11 protein-coding genes are annotated in these 14,820 nt (G+C 71.4%); 3 read left to right on the top strand and 8 right to left on the bottom strand.

The features are described from left to right. Positions 1-78: 78 nt before the first annotated feature. The 6 genes from LPA41_RS35960 to deoC form a co-directional block, all read right to left on the bottom strand. The gene (locus tag LPA41_RS35960; RefSeq protein WP_229075723.1) at positions 79-798 is read right to left on the bottom strand and encodes an HAD family hydrolase; all 720 of its coding nucleotides are present in this window, start codon (positions 796-798) and stop codon (positions 79-81) included. Between the two features lies 1 nt (position 799). Further along, positions 800-3,253, bottom strand: coding sequence for a transposase (locus tag LPA41_RS35955; RefSeq protein WP_229075727.1), 2,454 nt, complete (start codon positions 3,251-3,253; stop codon positions 800-802). A gap of 16 nt (positions 3,254-3,269) precedes the next feature. Next, positions 3,270-4,160: a DNA primase gene (locus LPA41_RS35950; RefSeq protein ID WP_229075722.1), complete on the bottom strand. Its 891-nt coding sequence runs from the start codon at positions 4,158-4,160 to the stop codon at positions 3,270-3,272. A 94-nt stretch (positions 4,161-4,254) separates the two neighbouring features. Further along, positions 4,255-5,109, bottom strand: a complete 855-nt coding sequence (locus LPA41_RS35945) for an aldehyde dehydrogenase family protein (protein WP_229075721.1) — start codon at positions 5,107-5,109, stop codon at positions 4,255-4,257. After that, a complete protein-coding gene (locus LPA41_RS35940) occupies positions 5,102-6,526 on the bottom strand; it encodes an aldehyde dehydrogenase family protein (protein ID WP_229075720.1) in 1,425 nt (474 codons plus the stop codon). The genes LPA41_RS35945 and LPA41_RS35940 overlap by 8 nt, the downstream gene beginning before the upstream one ends. A gap of 30 nt (positions 6,527-6,556) precedes the next feature. Further along, positions 6,557-7,486 (bottom strand): deoxyribose-phosphate aldolase, encoded by a 930-nt coding sequence (deoC, locus tag LPA41_RS35935; protein WP_229075719.1) that lies wholly within the window; start codon positions 7,484-7,486, stop codon positions 6,557-6,559. Positions 7,487-7,545: 59 nt separating this feature from the next. Here deoC and upp point away from each other — a divergent pair, with 59 nt between their 5' ends. Beyond that, positions 7,546-8,178 (top strand): uracil phosphoribosyltransferase, encoded by a 633-nt coding sequence (upp, locus tag LPA41_RS35930; protein WP_229075718.1) that lies wholly within the window; start codon positions 7,546-7,548, stop codon positions 8,176-8,178. A 22-nt stretch (positions 8,179-8,200) separates the two neighbouring features. Here the strand turns inward: upp and LPA41_RS35925 are convergent, their stop codons facing one another. Beyond that, positions 8,201-8,686, bottom strand: coding sequence for an 8-oxo-dGTP diphosphatase (locus LPA41_RS35925; RefSeq protein ID WP_229075717.1), 486 nt, complete (start codon positions 8,684-8,686; stop codon positions 8,201-8,203). Positions 8,687-8,863: 177 nt separating this feature from the next. Here LPA41_RS35925 and LPA41_RS35920 point away from each other — a divergent pair, with 177 nt between their 5' ends. Together LPA41_RS35920 and LPA41_RS35915 are read left to right on the top strand one after the other, a co-directional pair. After that, a complete protein-coding gene (locus LPA41_RS35920) occupies positions 8,864-12,370 on the top strand; it encodes a bifunctional glycosyltransferase family 2 protein/CDP-glycerol:glycerophosphate glycerophosphotransferase (RefSeq protein WP_229075716.1) in 3,507 nt (1,168 codons plus the stop codon). A 49-nt stretch (positions 12,371-12,419) separates the two neighbouring features. Next, positions 12,420-13,106: a GPP34 family phosphoprotein gene (locus LPA41_RS35915; protein WP_229075715.1), complete on the top strand. Its 687-nt coding sequence runs from the start codon at positions 12,420-12,422 to the stop codon at positions 13,104-13,106. Between the two features lie 60 nt (positions 13,107-13,166). On the opposite strand, the gene LPA41_RS35910 is transcribed toward LPA41_RS35915, so the two are convergent. Then, positions 13,167-14,816 carry a phospho-sugar mutase gene (locus LPA41_RS35910; RefSeq protein WP_229075714.1) on the bottom strand — a complete coding sequence of 550 codons (1,650 nt, stop codon included), beginning with the start codon at positions 14,814-14,816 and terminating at the stop codon, positions 13,167-13,169. Positions 14,817-14,820: the final 4 nt, after the last annotated feature.

Here is a 14,820-nt window from a genome sequence, read left to right as displayed (position 1 = left end):
CCTACCGAACCCGTCACCGGCGAGAACTCCTCGCCAGAGAAACACGCGCCAACCGCTCATAACCGCAGGTCCGTGGGGTCAACTTTCCCGAACCCGCAGAGGGTCAGATTTCAGAAAGCGCTGACAGGCTGGGAGGAACGGGTCCGGGTCGTTGCGGAACACTGCCGCGCCCGGATGGCCGGCGTTGGTGATCAGGATCGGGTGCATGCCGGCTGCTGCGGCGCCCTGGTGTTCGCGGCTGCCGCCGTCGCCGACGTACCAGCAGCGGGTGGGTGGGACGCCGAGCCGGGCGGCCACGGTCGCGTACAGGTGGGGGTCGGGCTTGCGGCGGCCCTCGCGCCAGGAGAAGACCGGGGCGTCGATCAGCGGGGCGTACGGCGTACCCGCCCAAGCCTCGCAGAGTTCGCTGGAACAGTCGCTGAGAAGGCCCACACGGAACCCCGAACCCCGCAGCGCCGCCAGGGTTGCCAATCCGCCCGCGCGGGGCCTGCGCACCCGCTCAGCGCCGGCGTGATGGGTCCGGACCGCGGCGTCCAGTGTCGAGGGTGCGGGTTCGGTGCCGCAGGCGCGCGCCATCGCCAGGAGGGTGTCGCGGGTGGAGCCGCAGGCGCCGACGATTCGCTGCGGGAAGCTGTCGGCCATGGCGGCGTAGAAGTCGTCGCCCGGGATGCCGAGGACCGCTGCCGTCTCGTCGAACGCCGGCCGCCGGTCGGCTTCCGCAGCCGGGTCGGTGAGTGTGCCGAAGAAGTCGAAAACGACCGCAACCCCGTCGTGGGGTTGCGGCCGTTGTCCGATCAACTCAGCGTCCGCCGAAGCCGGCGTTGTTGTCGCGGTACTCGTCGGCGGCCTGGCCGTCGCGGGTGAAGTCCCACCCGCCGGCGGCTTCCCGGCCGGGGCGGCCGCCCATGGCGAAGCCGCCGATCTCCTGGCCGCGCCGCCAGCCACGGAAGTAGCCCGTGGTGTGTGCCGCGATGGAGGCGGCGTCGCGGACGATGCGCAGCGGCCGCTCCTCGCGCAGCGGCGAACCCGGCACCAGGTTTGCCTGGGGCACCCGTTTGGGCAGGCCGGCGGAGGTTTCGGCGGCGACGGCCGGGGTGGCCGCCTTCTCCGCTGCGCGCCAGCCGCTGTCGTTCGGGTTGGCCCAGTCGGCCTTGTCGGGCTCGGACGGGCCGGTGAACCAGGCCGACCGCGCCGCCGCGAAGATCAGCAGGTCACCGTCGTTGCCGTCGGACGGGACCGGCGGCGTGGGGCTGCGATCAAGCGCGGTCAGCTTGGACGGGCCGTCGGTCTTGCGCGTCGGCAGTGGGCTGTCCGTCCTGCGGCTGGACAGCGGGCTGTCCGTCCTGCGGCTGGACAGCGAGCTGTCCGGTTTGCGGCTGGACAGTGAGCTGTCCGGCTTGCGGCTGGGCAATGAGCTGTCCGGCTTGCGGCTGGGCAGCGGGCTGTCCGGCTTACGGCTGGACAGCGGGTCGTCCGCCTTGCGGGCGCCCAGCGGGTCGTCCGTCTTGCGCATCGGCAGCGAACTGCCGGTGGGGTCGAGGGGCGACCCGTTCGTCCGGCCCTCGATGAGGCGCAGTGACGGCGGCTCTTGCGGCATGTCCTGCCACGGTGGCTTGACGCGCCCGGAAGCGGGCGCCGGGCTGACCGGGGCGGGCGCCGGCGGCGGGGCCGCGACGTCGTCCTTGCCGCTGTTGAGCAGCGGCCAGTTGGCCCGCGAACCCGGTTCGGTGATTTCCGGGCCGGGCCGCTGGGCCGGTGGGGCCGCGGGTGACGTCTGCGACGGCGGCAGCGGCAGGCTGAAGTCGGTCGGCCCACCGGACGCGCCGTTCGCTGCCGGTGTCGTCTTCGGCCGGGACGGGATGACCGTGCGCTGGCGCTCCGCCCGGGCCCGGTTGAGTTCGGCGTTGGCCAGGGTCGGCCGGAACGGCTCGCCCGCGTCGGCCGGGGTGGCGCGGCCGCCGGGCTGCGCCGACGACGGAGCCGCCGGCGGCCGGGAGGCCGGCACCGGGCGGACACCGGGAGTGATCGGCGCGATGCCCGGTGGGGGCGGCGGCACCGACACCGGCCGGTTGCCGGGTGAGCCGGCCCGGCCCGGCAGGCCGTTGGCCGCGGCCGGGGCGATCGGCGGGGGAGTGATCGGGCTGGGCGCGACCGGCGGAGCAGTCATCGGCCGGGGGGTGGCCGGTCCGCTGCCGGTGGTCGCCGGCTCCGGACGGTTGCGCCGGCCGAAGCGCGGGGTCTCGCCGGTCGGGACCGGCTGGAGGCCGGGCGCCGGCTCGGTGGTGGCCCGGCGGGCCGCACGGCGGCCCAGGGAGGAGTTGCTCGCCGGCGGGGTGGCCCGGGCACTGAGCGTGCCGACCAGGGCCGTGCAGGCGGCGTCGCAGGCACGGACCGCGGCGATGGCCTGCCGGACGGCGTCGGCGGCGGCCGGGGCCAGCGACTTGTTGACGCCACCGCGCCGCGGTGACTCGCTGATCGCGACCTGGAGGGCGGTCACGGCGGACATCAGCTGGTCGTCACTGCCGGCGCCGGCGCGGGCCAGCTCACCGGCGATCTCCCGGGTGACGTGCGCCGCGTCCCCGGCGCGACCGGTGAACCGGCCGGGCTCGGGAACCGTCTCGAGCACGGCCAGGGCCAGCGGGTGAGCGGGGTCCGGGTAGGCACGCAGGGCAGCCGGGTAGAGCTCGCGGAGCACCTCCCGCAGGGCGACGCACGCCGCGTTCCGGCCGACCAGCATCGCCACGTGCGCGGCCAGGACCGGCTTGTAGCTGACCAGCTCACGCGGGGTCGGCAGGTTGACCGCGGCGATCGCGCCGGCCTGCAACGCCCGGGCCAGGCCGACGGCCCGGCGGGCGGCGACCGGCGCCGCGATCTCCTCGGGGGAGTCGTCGTCGGAGAAACGCTCGGCGAAGTCGTCCGCGTCGTCGTCGTCGACCACGACGAGTGGTCGACCGGCGGCGGTGAGCAGCGAGGTGACGACGTGGTCGTCACTGTCGGCGGCGACCGCCGCGTCGCTGAACCCCGTCGTCCGTTCCACGAGAAGCGTGCCCAGCTGGGCGTAACCCGCCGGGTCGTCGCTGATCTCGTGGACGCCGAGCAGCCGGCCTGCGTCGTCCACAACGGCGATGGTCAGTGGCGCGGCCGAGGCCGAACGCACCGAATCATCAGCCGACGCCAGACCGCAGTACACGCGCACGAGCGCCACGGCGTCGTCCTCCTCCCCGGGACTGCTTCTGTGTGGCCAAGGACTGATGTTCCCTGGTAATCGGTCAGTCACGCCAGTCCACAGCGGCAGAGATCTTGCCGATGACCGAACGCCACCCCAGACTCGCCTGTTGTGCCCCGATTTTCTTCAGTCGCCGACGTCCGAAGAACCCGCCCATCCCACCGCTTTCCGCGGAACGCAGGGACTCGTCCAGGTCGTCGAGCGGAGAACCGGGCGACAGCGCCAGGATCACCGGCTTGATGCGGAGTGCGTGCCCGAGGTCACGGGCCACTTCGCCGGCGGCGATCAGGAGCGGCAGGTCCCAGGTGTCGTGCCCGCCGCGCAGGTTCTCCACCACGAGGTCGAGCTCGTAGCGGTCGTCCGGCTGCGGGTCGATGTCGCTCGACTGTACCCGCTCGACCAGGACCGGCCAGGTGTCCAATTGTGCGAGATCGTGCGGAGCACCCGAACGAAGGAAGGAGACGAGCGATTCAGTGCTCTTGAACGCGAGCAGCCGGCCCTTGTGGGTGAGGAAGAGGGGGACCTCTTCGTCGTCCGGGCGGCCGGACGACTCGTCCGGCTCGTCCTCGAAGTCGGCCGGATCGGGCTCCGCGGCCGCCTCACCGTCGATCTTGTCGGGGCTGTCCGTCTCGGGGCCGGTGGCGAGCAGCGCCTGCCGCTCCAGCTCGGCCTCGTCGACGAACTCCTCCTCGTCCTCCTCCTGGGCACGCTTGCGCGCCTCGAAGGGGTCGTCGTCGTCCGCCTCGATCTCGGTCGGCGTCACCTCGCCGGACTTCCGGTACGCCCGCAGGGTCAGACCCACACCACCGGGCAGTGCGATCTCCACCGGCTCGATGCGGACGTGATCCCAGAGCTCACGCCCGGAGAGCCCTTCGGACGAGGACTTCTCAGCCACCGGCGCGGACGCCTCGGGCTCGTCGGACTGGCTGGTCACGGTTGACCTCCGGATGCTCATGGGGGTGGCGGGACGGGTGACTCTGGGCACACACCCTAGTCGGCAACGCTGTGTGACAACGGCCCCGGTGGCCTCACTCGCCCTTGGGATGCCACACGGTCTTGGTCTCCAGCAGCATGGTCATCGGCCGTAACCCCGGATCACCGGTGAAGTCGGCGCCCGGCCGGTGCCGTACCACGCGCTTGAGTGTGCCCGCAGCGGACCGTTCCAGCTCGGCGGCGAGGTCCGCGTGTTCGACGCCGGTCAGGTCCAGCGCGTTCACGTCGGCGTGCGAGGCCAGCCAGGGGGCGGTCTCGGCGTGCCGGCCGGTGAGAATGTTCACCACGCCGCCGGGCACGTCGCTGGTGGCGAGCACCTCGGCCAGGGTGATCCCGACCTGGGGGTCCGGCGCGAGGACGACGGCGGTGTTGCCGGTCACCACGGCGGGGGCGATGACGCTTGTCAGGCCGAGCAGGGAGGGTGGCGCGACGACGGCGACCACGCCGGTGGGTTCCGGCGCGGAGATGTTGAAGAAGGGTCCGGCCACCGGGTTGGCGCTGCCGGCCACCTGGGCGATCTTGTCGGCCCAGCCCGCGTACCACACCCAGCGGTCGGCGGCGGCGTCCAGCTCGCCGGCCGGCACGCCCAGCGCGGCGAACTCGGCGCGGCGCGCCTCGAGCATCTCGGCGACCCGGTAGAGGACCTGACCGCGGTTGTACGCCGTCGCGCCCGCCCACTTGGCCTGAGCCACCCGTGCCGCCAGCACCGCGTCCCGGGCGTCCTTGCGGGAGGCGAGGGCAACGTTGTCGCCGTTCACCACGTAGGTCCGTCCTGACTCGCTGCGGGGGAACTTGCCGCCGATGAAGAGCTTGTAGGTCTTCCGCACCGAGAGCCGGACAGGTGGGGCCGGTTCGGCAGGGAGAGCGACCGGCGAAGATTTCTTAGGCAAGGTACGCCTCCAGGCCGTGCCGGCCACCCTCGCGGCCGTAACCGGACTCCTTGTAGCCGCCGAACGGCGACGCCGGATCGAACTTGTTGAAGGTGTTTGCCCACACGACGCCGGCTCGAAGCTTGTCGGCGACGGCGAGGATCCGGGAACCTTTCTCGGTCCAGATGCCGGCGGACAACCCGTACGGCGTGTTGTTGGCCTTCTCCACCGCCTCGGCCGGGGTCCGGAAGGTCAGCACCGACAGCACCGGCCCGAAGATCTCTTCCCGGGCTATCCGGTGTGCCTGGGTGACGCCCGTGAAGATCGTCGGGGCGAACCAGAAGCCGCGGTCCGGCAGGTCGCAGGCCGGCGACCAGCGTTCGGCGCCCTCGGCGGCACCTATTTCTGACAATTCGGTAATGCGGGCGAGCTGGACCGCCGAATTGATCGCGCCCACGTCGGTGTTCTTGTCCAGCGGGTCACCGACGCGCAGCGTGGCCATCCGCCGCTTCAGCGACGACAGCAGCTCCTCGGCCACCGACTCCTGCACCAGCAGGCGCGAGCCGGCGCAGCAGACGTGCCCCTGGTTGAAGAAGATGCCTGTCACGATCCCCTCGACCGCCTGGTCGATCGGGGCGTCGTCGAAGACGATGTTGGCGGCCTTGCCGCCCAGCTCCAAGGTGAGCCGCTTGCCGGTGCCGGCCACCGAGCGGGCGATCTGCCGGCCCACCTCGGTGGAGCCGGTGAAGGCCACCTTGTTCACGTCCGGGTGCTGCACCAGGTAGGCGCCCGTGTCGCCGGCGCCGGTGACGATGTTGACCACGCCCGGCGGCAGGTCGGCCTGACGGCAGACGTCGGCGAAGAAGAGTGCGGAGAGCGGCGTCGTCTCGGCCGGCTTGAGCACCACGGTGTTGCCGGTGGCGAGCGCCGGGGCGACCTTCCACGCCAGCATCAGCAGCGGGAAGTTCCACGGGATCACCTGGCCGGCGACGCCGAGCGGGCGCGGGTCCGGGCCGAAACCCGCGTACGCCAGCTTGTCCGCCCAGCCCGCGTAGTAGAAGAAGTGTGCCGCCACCAGAGGCAGGTCGACGTCGCGCGACTCCTTGATCGGCTTGCCGTTGTCGAGCGACTCCAGGACGGCCAGCTCGCGGGAGCGCTCCTGGATGATCCGGGCGATCCGGAACAGGTATTTGGCCCGTTCCGCACCGGGCAGCGCCGACCACGGCCCGAACGCCCGGCGCGCCGCCGCGACGGCCCGGTCGACGTCGTCCGAGCCGGCGCTCGCGACCTCGGCGAGGACCTCCTCGGAAGCGGGGTTCACCGTCTTGAAGGTGCCGCCCTCCGCGGGCGACGTGAACTCGCCGTCGATGAAGAGCCCGTAGGAGGGGGCGATCTCGACCACGGACCGGGACTCGGGAGCTGGTGCGTATTCGAACATCGGCTTTCCGGTTTTCTCCTCGAGGCCGGCTCAGTCCAGGGTGAAGTAGTCCGGACCGGCGTAGTGACCGGTGGTGAGCTTGGTGCGCTGCATGAGCAGGTCGTTGAGCAGCGACGAGGCGCCGAACCGGAACCAGTCCGGGTCGAGCCAGTCGTCACCGGCGGTCTCGTTGATGACCACCAGGTACTTGATGGCGTCCTTGGTGGTCCGGATGCCGCCGGCCGGTTTCACGCCGACCTGCCGACCGTACCGCTCGCGGAAGTCACGCACCGCCTCCAGCATGACCAGGGTGATCGGCAGCGTCGCGTTGACCGCGACCTTGCCGGTGGAGGTCTTGATGAAATCGGCGCCGGCCAGCATGGCCAGCCAGGAGGCACGGCGTACGTTGTCGTACGTCGCCAGTTCGCCGGTCTCCAGAATCACCTTGAGGTGCGCGCCGCCGCAGGCCTCCTTGACCGCGACGATCTCGGCGAAGACCCGGTCGTAGTCGCCGGCCAGGAAGGCGCCCCGGCTGATCACCATGTCGATCTCGTCGGCGCCGGCCGCGACGGCGGCCCGGGTGTCGGCGAGCTTGACCTCCAGCGGCGCCTGGCCCGAGGGGAACGCGGTCGCGACGCTTGCCAGACGGACGCCGGAGCCGGCGAGCGCGGCCGCGGCGACCGGGACCATCGCCGGGTAGACGCAGATCGCGGCGACCGGCGGGCAACCGGGGTCGGCCGGGTCCGGGCGCATCCCTTTCGCGCAGAGTGCCCGGACCTTGCCCGGGGTGTCCGCGCCCTCGAGGGTGGTCAGGTCGACCATCCGGATGGCCAGGTCGATCGCTGTCGCCTTGGCGCTCGCCTTCACCGAGCGGGTGGCGAGCGCCGCCGCCCTGGACTCGACCCCCACCTTGTCGACCCCGGGCAGGCCACGCAGGAAGGAGCGGAGGTCGGACAACCCGAGGGGCGTCGTCGCAGTCATGAAATCGATTCTAAGCAACCCTGTGTCAGTTGATCTTGAATGAACGGTAGGTTGAGCCCGTGGACGTCCTTGTCGTAGATCATCCGCTGGCTCAGACCCGGCTCACCGCCATGCGCCGCACCGAGACCGATTCCGGCGTCTTCCGCGCCTCGCTGCACGAGCTCACCACCATGGTGGTCTACGAAGCGGCCCGCCTCTTCGCGGTCGAGAAGTACCCGATCGAAACGCCCGTCGCGCCCACCGAGGGCACCCGCCTGGCGAACCCGCCGCTGATCGTCCCGGTCCTGCGCGCCGGCCTGGGCATGGCCGACGCCGCGCTCGGCCTGCTCCCCGAGTCGTCGATGGGCTTCGTCGGGCTGGCCCGCGACGAGAAGAGCTACGAGCCGCGCGCCTACATGGAGTCGCTCCCGGCCGACCTCTCCGGCCGCCCGGTCCTGGTCCTCGACCCGATGCTCGCCACCGGCGGCTCCCTGCTGCACTGCTGCAAACTGCTCGCCGACCGCGGCTGCACCGACATCATCATCTGCTGCGTGCTCGCCGCACCGGAAGGCGTCGAGCGGCTCGCCGACTCCGGCCTGCCGCTGCGCCTGATCACCGCGTCGATCGACGAGGGTCTCAACGAGAAGGCCTACATCGTGCCCGGTCTGGGCGACGCCGGCGACCGCCAGTTCGGCGGCATGCGCCGCTTCTGACCCACCGACACGGGCGTACGCCTCAGGTGGTGTAGGACCAGGACGTCGCGCGGCCCGCGGTGAACGGCATCACACCGTGGAAGACCTCGGGCTTCTCGGCGAAGACCAGGGGCAGGAAGTGGCGGTCGGACTCCCACATCGGGAGTTTCCCGGCCAGCACGTCGGCCACGTCCACCCAGTGCAGGGAGCCCTCCGGGTTGGTGGACAGGGGTGAGCCGGTCCAGGCTGTCACCCGGAAGAGGAAGCCGAGCCAGTTCTCCCCGTCGCGGCCGAAGCCGGGCCACGAAATGGTGCCGGCCAGTTCGATGCCGGTGCAGTCGAGGCCGGCTTCCTCGCGGATCTCGCGGCGCAGGCCGGACACGACGTCCTCGCCGGGTTCGAGCTTGCCGCCCAGGCCGTTGTAGTAACCGAAGTGGATGTCATCGGGGCGCGCGTCCCGGCGGATCATCAGGATCTGGCGACGATCGGGGGACAGGACGTAGCCCAACGTGGCGACGATGGCCTGCACCCGGTAGACCCTAGAGCATCCCGTTGAGTGATAAAAGCCGCATACAGTGATGAATCGCGCTCACGTCGTCGGTTGCTGTTCTGCTAACGTTCGCCGGACAGCAGGCGCATAGAGTGAAGTTTCGGGTTGCGCCGGTCGCCGGTCCCGGGCTATCGAGATTCGCAGGAGGGTCGCGGGATGGATTCCGTGCTGAGCATCGTCGTGCCGATCTACAACGTGGCACCCTACCTGGACGAATGCCTCTCCTCCATCGCCTCGCAGTACTACTCACGGCTCGAGGTCGTGATGGTCGACGACGGCTCGACGGACAACAGCGGAGAGATCGCCGCGGCCTTCGCGGAGCGTGACCCTCGGTTCAAACTGGTCACGAAGCCGAACGCCGGTCTGGGTGCCGCGCGCAACACCGGCGTGGAGCACTCCACCGGTGAGTTCCTGATGTTCGTGGACAGCGACGACGTGCTGCCGCCGGCCGCCTGCGAGCTGCTGATCGCGTCGATCACCGAGACCGGGTCGGACTTCGCCTCCGGCAACGTGATGCGGCTGACCAGCCGTGGGGTGCACCAGTCCGGCCTGCACCGGACCCCGTTCGCCAACACCAACCTGCGCACCCACGTCAGCAAGCAGACCTCGCTGATGGACGACCGTACCGCCTGGAACAAGGTCTTCCGCCGTTCGTTCTGGGACGAGCACAAGCTGGCGTTCCCGGAGGGCGTGCTCTACGAGGACACCCCGGTCATGGTCCCGGCGCACGTGCTGGCCAAGAGCGTCGACGTGCTCGACGTGCCGGTCTACTACTGGCGCGAGCGTGAGGGCGCCGACAAGTCGATCACCCAGCGGCGCGACGAGATCCGCGGCTTCATCGACCGGCTGGCCGGCGTCGAGTCGGTGAGCCGGTTCCTCGGCAAGCACAAGCAGCACAAGCTGAAGAGGCTGTACGACGCCTCGGCGCTCAAGGGCGACCTGATGCTGTTCATGCGGGTGCTGCCGCGCGTCGACGACGACTACCACCAGCAGTTCCTCGACGGCTGCAACCGGTTCCTGGCGACCGTCGACCCGCGGGTCTACGACGAGATCCCGGCCGCGCACCGGGTGCTGTGGCGCCTGGTCCGCAACCGGATGCTGCCCGAGCTGCTGGAGATGATCCCGACCGTCCGGGCCCGGCACCGGATCGTCCGCAAGGGACTGCGCCGCTACCACAAGCTGAAGTTCCTCGAGGACCGCCTGCCGAACGTGCCCCGCACGCTGTTCCTGGCCGGCACCCCGCGCCCGCGGACCCGGCTGCACGACGTGCAGTGGCGCGGCGACAAGCTGCAAATCCGCGGGCACGCGTTCATCCCGGGCCAGGCCGCCGCGCACGCGTGGTCGACGACCCGGCTGGTGTGGCTGCGCGACGAGACGGGCCGGCGCACCAAGCGGCAGGCCCTGATCAACCAGAAGTGCCTGGACGCGACGGCGGTGCACGGCAGCCCGACCATCTCGTACGACTGGTCCGGTTTCGAGGCCGAGGTGGACGTCCAGGCGCTGCGCGGTGAGGACGGCGCCTGGAAGGACGGCATCTGGACGGTCGTGGTCGGCGTGCTCGGTCTCGGCCAGAAGAGCAAGGGCCCGTTGACCGTCGGCGAGCACGCGAACCCGATCCGGTTGACGAGCCTCTACGTCGACAAAGACGTTCGCATCACCCCGGTCGTGACGAACGGCAAGTTCCAGCTGCACATCGAGCACGTCGGCGCCCGGCTCACCGGCGGCGGCCTGGACGGCGACGCCGTCGTGATCCGCGGCGAGGTGACGGGGGCGAACCGGAAACCGGCGACGGCCCGGCTGTCGCGGACCTCGGGGATCGTCTGGCGCAGCTACCCGGTGGAGATCACCGACGACCAGTTCGCGTTCCGGGTGCCGGTGGCCGACCTTCAGGACGACGCAGTGGAGTACCCGCAGCTGCTCCCCGGCGAGCCGGGCGAGCGGTGGGACGTCGAGCTCTCCGCCGGTGACGAGCACAGCGCCCCGATCCGGCTGGCCATGCACGACTACTTCACGTTCCCGCCGGTCTACCTCGGCGGCCGGACGGTCAGCCTGCTGCCCGACCGCAAGGGCCACCCGGTGCTGACCGCGCTGCCGCTGACCCCGGTGATCTCCGGCATCACGTCGCTGAGCACCGGTTTCCGGCTCACCGGCACGTTGCCGCCGACCGGTGACTGGTCCGGCATGCGGGTGGTGGCTCGGTTCTCGAACGCCCGGGAGACCAAGCACTTCCCGGTGACGGTCGACGGCCAGACCTGGAGCCTCGACCTGGACCCGCTGCGGGTGCCGAACTTCGGATGGGACATCCGGCTCAAGTCCGGCACGTGGAACCTCTTCCACCGCCTCGGCGACGGGCCGATCCGCCCGCTGCCGCTGGCCGCCGGCGCGCTGGAGAGCCTGCCGGTGGGTCACCCGGCCGACCCGAAGCGGGTCACCTGCGAGTGGCTCACCGACCAGCGCGGTGTGATCCGGGTCCGGACCGCGCTCACCGACTCCGAGCGCGGCAAGGCGAACGGCTTCCGCAGCCGTACCGAGCTCTACCCGAAGATGCGCAAGACACCGCTGCGCGACGTGGTGCTCTACAACAGCTTCACCGGCCGGCAGTACTCCGACAGCCCGCGCGCCGTGCACGAGGAGCTGGTCTCCCGCGGCCTGCCGCTCGGGCACCTCTGGGTGGTCACCGACGGCCAGGCGGCCGTGCCGGACACCGCCAAGGCGATCGCGCTCTGGCGCCACGAGTGGTACGAGGCCCTTGCCACCAGCCGCTACATCGTCACCAACCAGCACCTGCCCGGCTGGTTCGAGCGCCGGCCCGACCAGGTCGTGATCCAGACCTGGCACGGTACGCCGCTGAAGCGCATCGGCTTCGACATCGAGGACCTGCAGTTCGCCGACAAGCAGTACTTCCAGAAGCTCGAGACCGAGGCGCAGAACTGGAGTCACCTGGTCTCGCCGAACAGGTTCAGCACGCCCATCCTGCGGCGGGCGTTCCGGTTCCCCGGCGAGATCCTGGAGATCGGTTACCCGCGTAACGACGTGCTCTTCCTGGAGGGCGCGAAGCGGGACGCGCTTGTCGCCGACGTGCGGACGCGGATCGGGCTGCCGGCCGGCAAGAAGGTGGTGCTGTACGCGCCGACGTGGCGTGACGACGAGTACTACAGCGGTGGCGCGTACAAGATGAACATGATGCTGGATCTGGAAGCCGCCCGGGAGCGCCTCGGCGACGACCACGTGCTGCTGATCCGCCGCCACCCGAACGTCGTGGACGAGATCCGCGGCGCCGGCAACGGCTTCGTGTACGACGTCTCCACCTACCCGGACATGGCCGACCTGCTGGCGATCACCGACGTCCTGATCACCGACTACTCCTCGGTGATGTTCGACTTCGCCAGCACCGGCCGGCCCATCCTGTTCTTCACGTACGACCTGGAGAACTACCGGGACAACCTGCGCGGCTTCTACTTCGACTTCGAGGCCGAGGCGCCCGGGCCGCTGCTCAGCACCTCCGACGAGGTGATCGAGGCGATCAGTCAGTCCGACTCGGTGCTGGAGAAGTACGCGGTGCAGTACCAGGCCTTCACCGAACGGGCCAGCGACCTCGACGACGGGCACGCGGCGGCCCGATTGGCCGACGCGATGCTGGCGGCCGGGCGCAGGACCAAGTGACCGACCTGGGGATCGGATCCCGTGACTCGGAGCACTATCGTTGGTAGATATGACCCCCATCCCGCTCGCCGAGGAACTCCTCCTCCTCGCGTACGACGACCAGACCGGTAAGGCGACCGGTTCCCGCATCGGGCTCGACCTCGGCATGGCCGCGGCCATCCTGATCGATCTCGCCCTGGCGAACCGGGTTGCCTACGCCGCCGACGGCTACCTCATGGTCGTCGACGCCACCCCGCTCGGCGACCCGGTCGCCGACGCCGTGCTGGCGAAGGTGGCGGCCGACGAACCGCACACCCCCGCACAGTGGTTGCAGCGGCTGCGGCACCGGCTGCGCACCCGGATCCTGGAGGACCTGTGCGAGCGGGGTGTCGTGCGCGACGTGGACGAGACCCAGCTCGGCGTGATCCACGTGCACCGTTACCCGACGAGCAACCCGGCCTACGAGACGGAGATCCGGCAGCGGCTGGCGGCCGCGCTGATCGGCGACACGCTGCCCGACGAGCGGACGGCCGCGCTGGCGACGCTGCTCGTCGCGGCGCGGATGGAGCCGGCGCTGAAGCTCCCCGCCGAGGAGGCCGACCGGGCGCACGAACGGCTCGAGGAGATCGCCAGCAACGCCGGCTTCGTCGGTGACGTGTCGCTGGAGGACTCGATCGTGCGCCCCAGCGTCGCGCTCGTGGTGGCGACGCTGGGCCGGGCGATCTCGGCCGCGCTGGGCGCCCCCAAGCCCCTCTGACACCGTCGGGCGCCTGAGCCCGGGCGACGGGGGCCGGTGGCCGCCCGTCGCCGTTCGGGCTCACACCCCCAGCGTGGTGGCGATCTCCGCTCGCAGCGTGCCGAGGGCCGCGGCGGCCCGGGTCCGGGCTGCCTCCAGGCCGTCGCCGGCGACCGGCGTGACCACTTCCAGATACGCCTTCAGCTTCGGCTCGGTGCCGGACGGGCGGATCACCACGCGGGTGCTCGCGGTCCGGAAGGTCAGCACGTCGTTCTCCGGCAGCAGGTCGGCCACCTCGGTCACCGGCTCGCCGAGCAGGGCCGCCGGCGGGCTCTGCCGGGCCCGGGTCATCGCCCGGCCGATCTCGGCGAGGTCGTCCACCCGGACCGAGAGCTGGTCGGTGGCGTGCACGCCGAACTCGGCCGCCAGCTCGTCCAGGCGGTCGCCGAGGGACCGGCCCCCGGCGCGCAGCTGGGCGGCGAGCTCGGCGACGGTCAGTGCGGCAGTGACGCCGTCCTTGTCGCGGACCATGCCCGGTGCGACGCAGTAGCCGAGCGCCTCCTCGTAACCGAAGGCCAGCTCGTCCGCGGCCCGGACGATCCACTTGAAGCCGGTAAGCGTCTCCGCGTACGGCACACCACGGGCGGCGCAGAGGCGGCCCAGCAGCGACGACGAGACGATCGTGGTGGCGTACGTGCCGGGGACGCCGCGCCGGATCAGGTGGTCGGCGAGCAGCACGCCGAGTTCGTCGCCGCGCAGCGGGCGCCACCCGGAACCGGCCGGGATCGCCACGGCGCAGCGGTCCGCGTCCGGGTCGTTCGCGATCGCCAGGTCGGCGCCGCTGCTCCCGGCAAGCGCGAGCAGCCGGTCCATCGCACCCGGTTCCTCCGGGTTCGGGAACGCCACGGTCGGGAACTCCGGGTCCGGTTCGGCCTGCTCGGCGACGACCGCGGGAACGGCGAACCCGGCGGCGGCGAACGCGGCCGCGACGGTCTCGCCACCCACCCCGTGCATCGGTGTGTACGCGATGGTCAGCTCACGTGGGCCACCCTCGGTGAGAACGGCCGCGGCGCTCCGGACGTACCCCTGGAAGATCGTCTCGTCGAGGAGCGTGCCCGGGTCGCCCAGCGGGACCGCCGCGAGGCTGCCCACCGACCGGATGGCGGCCTCGATGCCGGCGTCCGCGGGCGGCACGATCTGCGCGCCGTCGCCGGCCGGTCCGCCGAGCTGCGCGCCCAGGTAGACCTTGTAGCCGTTGTCCTGCGGCGGATTGTGGCTGGCCGTCACCATCACACCGGCCACCGCGTCCAGGGCCCGCACGGCGTAGGCCAGGACCGGGGTGGGCAGGGTGCGTGGCATCAGCAGCGCCGGGCGGCCCGCGCCGGTCGCCACCCGCGCGGTCCGTTCGGCGAACTCCCGGGAACCGTGCCGGGCGTCGTACCCGATCACCAGCGGTCCCTCGCCGCCCTGCGCGGCGAGCCAGGCCACCAGGCCGGCCGCCGCCTGGGTGACCACCGCGAGGTTCATCCCGTTCGGTCCGGCGCGCAGCGGTCCGCGCAGGCCGGCCGTGCCGAAGGTGAGCGGGCCGGCGAAGCGGTCACGCAGCTCCGCGGCGGTCGCCGGTAGCCGGTCGATCAGCTCCCGCAACTCGGCCCGGCCCGCCGGATCGGGGTCGTCGGCGAGCCAGGCCTCGGCCCGGTCTTTCAGGTCAACATCAACTTCGGACGCCATCAGG

The organism is Actinoplanes sp. DH11 (assembly GCF_020873875.1).
In the GTDB taxonomy this organism is placed as follows: domain Bacteria; phylum Actinomycetota; class Actinomycetes; order Mycobacteriales; family Micromonosporaceae; genus Actinoplanes.
This window is presented reverse-complemented; position numbering and strand designations above follow the sequence as displayed.